The 5,800-nt window shown below is 64.2% G+C and carries 8 protein-coding genes; 4 read left to right on the top strand and 4 right to left on the bottom strand.

Going from position 1 to position 5,800, the window contains the following annotated elements; translation table 11 throughout:
• The coding region (gene recA, locus AC1P6P_RS04670) for a recombinase RecA (protein ID WP_481401273.1) at positions 1-1,030 on the bottom strand (1,030 nt) is incomplete at its 3' end.
• 326 nt (positions 1,031-1,356) lie between these two features.
• Here recA and AC1P6P_RS04675 point away from each other — a divergent pair.
• From AC1P6P_RS04675 to AC1P6P_RS04690, 4 genes are all read left to right on the top strand, one after another.
• Positions 1,357-1,749 carry a bacteriohemerythrin gene (locus AC1P6P_RS04675; protein ID WP_481401274.1) on the top strand — a complete coding sequence of 131 codons (393 nt, stop codon included), beginning with the start codon at positions 1,357-1,359 and terminating at the stop codon, positions 1,747-1,749.
• A 203-nt stretch (positions 1,750-1,952) separates the two neighbouring features.
• On the top strand, positions 1,953-2,360 hold the full coding sequence (locus tag AC1P6P_RS04680) for a bacteriohemerythrin (protein ID WP_481401275.1): 408 nt from the start codon (positions 1,953-1,955) through the stop codon (positions 2,358-2,360).
• A gap of 52 nt (positions 2,361-2,412) precedes the next feature.
• On the top strand, positions 2,413-2,832 hold the full coding sequence (locus tag AC1P6P_RS04685) for a YidH family protein (RefSeq protein WP_481401276.1): 420 nt from the start codon (positions 2,413-2,415) through the stop codon (positions 2,830-2,832).
• Between the two features lie 149 nt (positions 2,833-2,981).
• Positions 2,982-3,365 (top strand): DUF8058 family membrane protein, encoded by a 384-nt coding sequence (locus AC1P6P_RS04690; RefSeq protein ID WP_481401277.1) that lies wholly within the window; start codon positions 2,982-2,984, stop codon positions 3,363-3,365.
• Here AC1P6P_RS04690 and AC1P6P_RS04695 read toward each other — a convergent pair.
• From AC1P6P_RS04695 to AC1P6P_RS04705, 3 genes are all read right to left on the bottom strand, one after another.
• Positions 3,325-4,170 (bottom strand): alpha/beta fold hydrolase, encoded by an 846-nt coding sequence (locus AC1P6P_RS04695; protein WP_481401278.1) that lies wholly within the window; start codon positions 4,168-4,170, stop codon positions 3,325-3,327. The genes AC1P6P_RS04690 and AC1P6P_RS04695 overlap by 41 nt on opposite strands.
• 76 nt (positions 4,171-4,246) lie before the next feature.
• On the bottom strand, positions 4,247-5,392 hold the full coding sequence (locus tag AC1P6P_RS04700) for a PepSY-associated TM helix domain-containing protein (protein ID WP_481401279.1): 1,146 nt from the start codon (positions 5,390-5,392) through the stop codon (positions 4,247-4,249).
• Positions 5,389-5,800 (bottom strand): TonB-dependent receptor domain-containing protein (locus tag AC1P6P_RS04705; RefSeq protein WP_481401280.1); only part of this gene is annotated, 412 nt, incomplete at its 5' end. The genes AC1P6P_RS04705 and AC1P6P_RS04700, both read right to left, overlap by 4 nt.

Consider the following 5,800-nt stretch of genomic DNA (forward strand, 5'->3'; position numbering starts at 1 on the left):
GGCCAATCAGGCCGGCATTCTGGCGGATGGACGCCTCGATTGCGTTGGCCACGTCCGGGTTGGCTGCCAAATAGGCCTTGGCCGCCTCGCGACCCTGCCCGACCCGGGTGCCGTCATAGGAGAACCAGGAGCCCGACTTTTCCACGATCCCGGCTTTGACGCCGAGGTCGAGAAGCTCGCCGGTCTTGGAGATTCCTTGGCCGTACATAATGTCGAACTCGACCTGTTTAAAGGGCGGAGCGACCTTGTTCTTGACCACTTTGACGCGGGTCTGGTTGCCCACGACCTCGTCGCGGTCCTTGATGGCGCCAATGCGCCGGATATCGAGCCGCACCGAGGAATAGAATTTGAGCGCGTTGCCGCCGGTGGTGGTTTCCGGGTTGCCGAACATGACGCCGATCTTCATGCGGATCTGGTTGATGAAGATCACGATGGTGTTCGACTTGGAGATCGAGCCGGTGAGCTTTCTGAGCGCCTGGCTCATCAGGCGGGCCTGCAGGCCGGGCAGCTGATCGCCCATTTCGCCTTCGAGTTCGGCCTTGGGGGTCAGGGCCGCCACCGAATCGATCACCACGATATCGACGCCGCCCGAACGCACCAGCGTATCGGTGATCTCAAGCGCCTGTTCGCCGGTATCGGGCTGGGAAATCAGCAGCTCGTTGACGTCGACGCCGAGCTTGGTGGCATAGATCGGGTCCATGGCGTGTTCGGCGTCGATATAGGCCGCCGTGCCGCCCTTTTTCTGGACTTCGGCGACCGCGTGCAACGCCAGCGTGGTTTTGCCCGAGGATTCCGGGCCGTAAATCTCGATGACGCGGCCGCGCGGCAAGCCGCCGATGCCGAGCGCGATGTCGAGGCCGAGCGATCCGGTCGAGACCACGTCGGCCGCGGTCACCGGCTCCTTCTGGCCGAGTTTCATGACGCTGCCTTTGCCAAAGGCGCGATCGATCTGCGACAGCGCCGCTTCGAGGGCGCGCTTCTTGTCGGTGTTGTCTTCTTTTCCCACGACCCGCAACGGTGCCTGACTCATCGGTTCCGTCTCCGTTAGACCACGGCGCGGGGCCCATTCCCAATGAATTTCGCACGCCCGCGACTCCGGTCAAAGTACACGGTTTGTTCCCAAAGGCAAGCCGCTAGATAGTGGGTTGATTCACCGACAAAATACCCAATGCTGTTCGCGCCGTGTTCCTGGGAATTGATCGCAGGCACGCGGCGGCCCTGCGGCGAGAACAAAACCGGGCCTTAAGGCTTGGTCCAGAGGCGATTCGGCCAGGGCGGCGGCGCCGAAATCGCCTGCCGTAAACCTCCTGTAAGGGTCGAGGACTAGAGTCCCGCGTCCTGATGCGGGAGGCCCTGATGGCACCCAGGCTCGGAATTTCTTCGCTCGATGAGCAGCACGATGCGCTGGGCAGCATGCTGAAGGCGTTTCAGCTGGTGGTCACCAGCCGGCGGCCGGATGTGGAGGTTTGCACCGTCATTTCCGCGGCGCTCGCCGCCATCCGGGCCCATTTCCAGCAGGAAGAAGCGCTGATGGCCACAAGCGGCTATGGCGCGGCCGAGGCGCATCGCTTCGAGCACCAGCGGCTGATGCTGGCGGTCGCCTCGCTCACCGCCGACGCGCTCGAGAAGCGCCGCGCTCCCGAGGTGCTGGCCGAGAACGGCGATCTGCTGCGCGCGCTGTTCTGCGACCACATCGGCCGCGACGACCACGCTCTTGCCGAACATCTCTTAAGTTTGACGGCGGGGTAAGGCGCCGGTTAACGCCGCCGCTAAACTTGCAGCAATTCGCCCCGCAATTGTGGGCTTTGCGAGGCTGCGGCCGTCAACGCCCCGGCCCTTCAGGTAAGCGTTGCGCAACCGGGCGCGGCTTACGCTTTTCGCGGACAACGGAGCGTGGCTCCAGGCAGAACGCCAGGCGCCGGAACCGGCGCCGGCCGCAAAAGGTGGGACATATGGATCGTTACGGCGACGCCTTCACGTTGGGCGTCAATGCGATGGACAGCGAACATCGCCGCCTCGCCGCGCTGTTCGACGACTTCGTGACATGCATGAAGCAAGGGGGGCCGCTGGAGCGCGCCCGCGAGATCGTCCACGACGCGCTCGCCGTCACCAATGCCCATTTCGAGCATGAAGAGGCGATGATGGCCGAAGTACATTATCCCGGCCTCGAAGAGGAGAAGTTGCAGCACCGCATGTTGCGCCTGAAGCTCACCACCCTGGTCGGCGATGCGCTCAACACCGGCCATTGCGATCCGGTGACGCTGGAAAACCTCGCCACCATGCAGCAGCTGTTTTTCGAACACATCACCGGGCCCGACCGCGCACTGGCGAACTTTCTGATCGCGCGCGGCCACAAATAAGGGAGCCTTGCGAGGGGGCGCGGCGTTAATCGGGAAACTCCGAGAGACGCGCGTGCCCTCATCCGAAGAAACCGCTCACCTCGAACGGGCGGAAATCCGCCAGACGACCGGCAAACTGTCGGACAGCGCCGACCGGCGCACCGAACTGGCGGCCGACCGCACCCAGCTGGCGGCCGAGCGCACCTATGCCGCCTGGGTTCGCACCGGGCTGGCGGCAATGGCGAGCGGCATCGGCGCCAAGGCGCTGCTGACCGGCATTCTTCCCGACCTCGGCGTCATGCTGGCCGGCACGGTGCTGGAACTTTTCAGCGCGTTCTGCTTCGCGGCCGCGGTGTGGCGGGAAACCTCGCCCGGTGTGCCGCCGCCCAAGCCCGATACGCGCCGGATTCCGCGGGGCCTTCTGTTCACCGTGAACGGATTTTTGGCGCTGGTCGCGCTTGCCGCCCTGGTGAGCATCTGGGTCGGCCGCTGAGCCAGCGGCGCGAACCTGTCGCAGGAATGGGAAGAATTCCCAACAATTGCTCAATTCGTACGCATTGCAGCCTTGGTTGCGCCACACCCGGGAGGCATTCCCCCGCCGCCGATTGGTAACGGTCCCATTAACCAGCCTCGGAGGATGCAATGAAGACGGTTGTCGCCGCCTATTCGATCACGATGGGTCTTGCCCTGCTGGCGGCGTGGTTGGCGTTGTGGACGCTCGGCGCCATTCCCGAAATGATCAGCCGGCCGTGGGAAATCGCCATGCATCTGACGGCGGAATTCACCACGGCGGGCCTGCTCATCGCCAGCGGCATCGGCCTCCTCGCCGGCGCGCGCTGGGCGACACGCGTCAATATCTTTGCCTCCGGCATGCTGGTCTACAGCCTGATCCAGAGCCCGGGCTATTACCTTGAGAAGAACGCCATGCTGTTCGTCGTGCTGTTCGCGCTGGCGTTCCTGGTGACGGTGATGATCTCGCCGGCATTCAAGCCCCAGCCGCCGACATCCTTTGAGCGCCTTGAATGAACTGAAGGACGTCGTTGTTGAAACGCTCCGGCTGGGTCTGGGCGAGGCCGTGCGGGGCACCGCTGTAGATCTTCAGTTCCGCGCCCTTGACGATCTTGGATGCCTTCATCGCCGCCGCGCCGATCGGCACGATCTGGTCGTCGTCGCCATGAATGAACAACGTCGGCTTGTCGATTGTCTTGAGGTCTTGGGTGTAGTCGACTTCCGAGAATTCGTGGATGCAGTCGTAAAGCCCCTTGATGCCGCCCATCATCGCCTGCAGCCAGAACGAATGCTTGAGGCCGTCGGAGACGTGGGCGCCGTCGCGGTTGAAGCCGTAGAACGGTGCCGTCAGGTCGAGATAGAACTGCGAGGCATCGCCGGCGACCCCGGCGCGGATGGCATCGAACATCTCTTTCGGCGTGCCTTCGGGATTTGACGGCGTCTTCAGCATCAGCGGCGGCACTGCGCCCACCAGCACCAGCTTGGCGACCCGCGAGGTGCCGTAACGGCCGCAGTAATGGGCGACTTCGCCGCCGCCGGTGGAATGGCCGACGAGGATCGCATCCTTGACCCCGGCGGCTTCCATCACCGCGGCGAGATCGTCGGCATAGGTGTCCATGTTATTGTGGTCCCAGGTCTTGTCCGAGCGGCCGTGGCTGCGCCGGTCATGGGCGATGACGCGATAGCCGCGCTGACCGAAGAACAGGAACTGGGCGTCCCAGGCATCGGCCGTCAGCGGCCAGCCATGCGAGAACACGATCGGCTGGCCCGCGCCTCCGTCCTTGTAGAAAATCCGGGTTCCGTCTTTGGCGGTTGCAAACATGATCGGCTCCTGTTTGTGGCGGGAGCGATCACTGAAGCATGGCGGGTGCGGCAGGCGGAAGAATAAAAGGTATCTATCACGTATGTTTATTGTGACGGCCTGTCATCCGGGCGCGCCGCCGCTTGCCCCACAACACGACACCGGTGACCGACAGCATCGCCACCATCAGCCCGCTGAGCGAGACGAGAATGCGTCCCGGCCAGCCGAAAATGCGCCCGGAGTGGAGCTGATATTGCATGCCGGCATAGACATCGGCGAGGCGCCCGTGGCCGGCGTCGGTCTCAAACACCAGGCGGCCGGTCCGATCATCGAAGGCGCGCGTCGACAGACCAAAACCGTTGAGGCCGCGGTCGCCGTGCCCGTAACTGACGCCGACGACGCCGTGCTCGGGCTCGCGGAAAACCCAAGTGGCATCGGGCACGGCGGCACGGCGCAGGGCATCGTCGAACGACAGGCGCGGGGTTGCGGTTCGCAGCGGGCGGATGTCCTCCAGTGTCGGCGACAGCGTTGTGACCGTCTTCAGCAGCGGCCGGAAAACCTGCGCCGGCAAGCTGAGGGCAACGCCGCTCGACGCCAGCACGAGCAGCATCGCCCACACCCACAGGCCGCCGGCGCGATGCAGGTCGAAGCTGAAGCGATAGGGGCTGGCGCCCGGCTTGATCCGCCACGCCATCCGCCACTTCTTCCAGAACGGAAGGGTGGTGAGGCGTTTGCCGCGCGGCAAGGTTAGGGCGAAGGCGATGAAGCAATCGATCGTCCAGACGCAGGCGATGAGCCCCATCAGATAAAGCCCGACGACGCCGGGCAGTTTCAGCGTGTAATGGAAGACGTACAGCATCGGCATCAGCGCGGCGCGCGACAATCCCGCTGCACCCCATTGCCGTTTGCCCAGCACCCGCCCGCTGGCCGGATCGGCGAACACCTGATCATAGCCGAGCGGCGCGCCCGTCGGGCCGACCCAGACTTCGCTCGCGCGTCCCGGCGGCGGCAGCGACAGCATCGTCACGCGGGCCCCCGGCAGCTGCCGTTCGACGCGGGCGGCCAGCGTCGATGGCGACAAGCGCGGGCCATCGGTGTGAACCGCGTACAATTCTGGATTCAGCGCCCGGTCGAGTTCGGCCTCGAACACGATCACGCTGCCGGTCAGGCCGGCGACCGCGAGGAAAATCGCGATCGCCAACCCGACATAACGATGCAAACGGGTGAGAACGGCCCGTATCACAGTTTGTAGCTGAGTTTGGCTTCCACCGTGCGCGGGAAGCCGGGCTGAACATAGACATTGTTGTACGAGCCGGAGAAATAGCGCTCGTCGAACAGGTTCTTGAACGAGAGCTGCAGTTCGGCATCGTGATAGGCGTAGGCGATTTCGGCATCGACCAAAGTGTAGGCAGGCAGGCGGAAGCTGTTGGCCAGATCGCCCGCCATGCCGGAATAGTGATGCACGCCGCCGGCGAGCGAGAAGCCCGACAGATCGCCGTCGAAGCCATAGCGCGTCCACAGCCCGAGGCCGTTCTTGGCGACATTGCTGAGCTGGTCGCCGATCAGGAGGGGATTGGTGTCGGTGATCACCGCCGCGTCGGTATAGGCATAGGTCAGGATCGCCTGCCAATTGTCGCTGAGCGCGAAGCGG

The sequence above is a fragment of the Rhizomicrobium sp. genome (assembly GCF_056722145.1).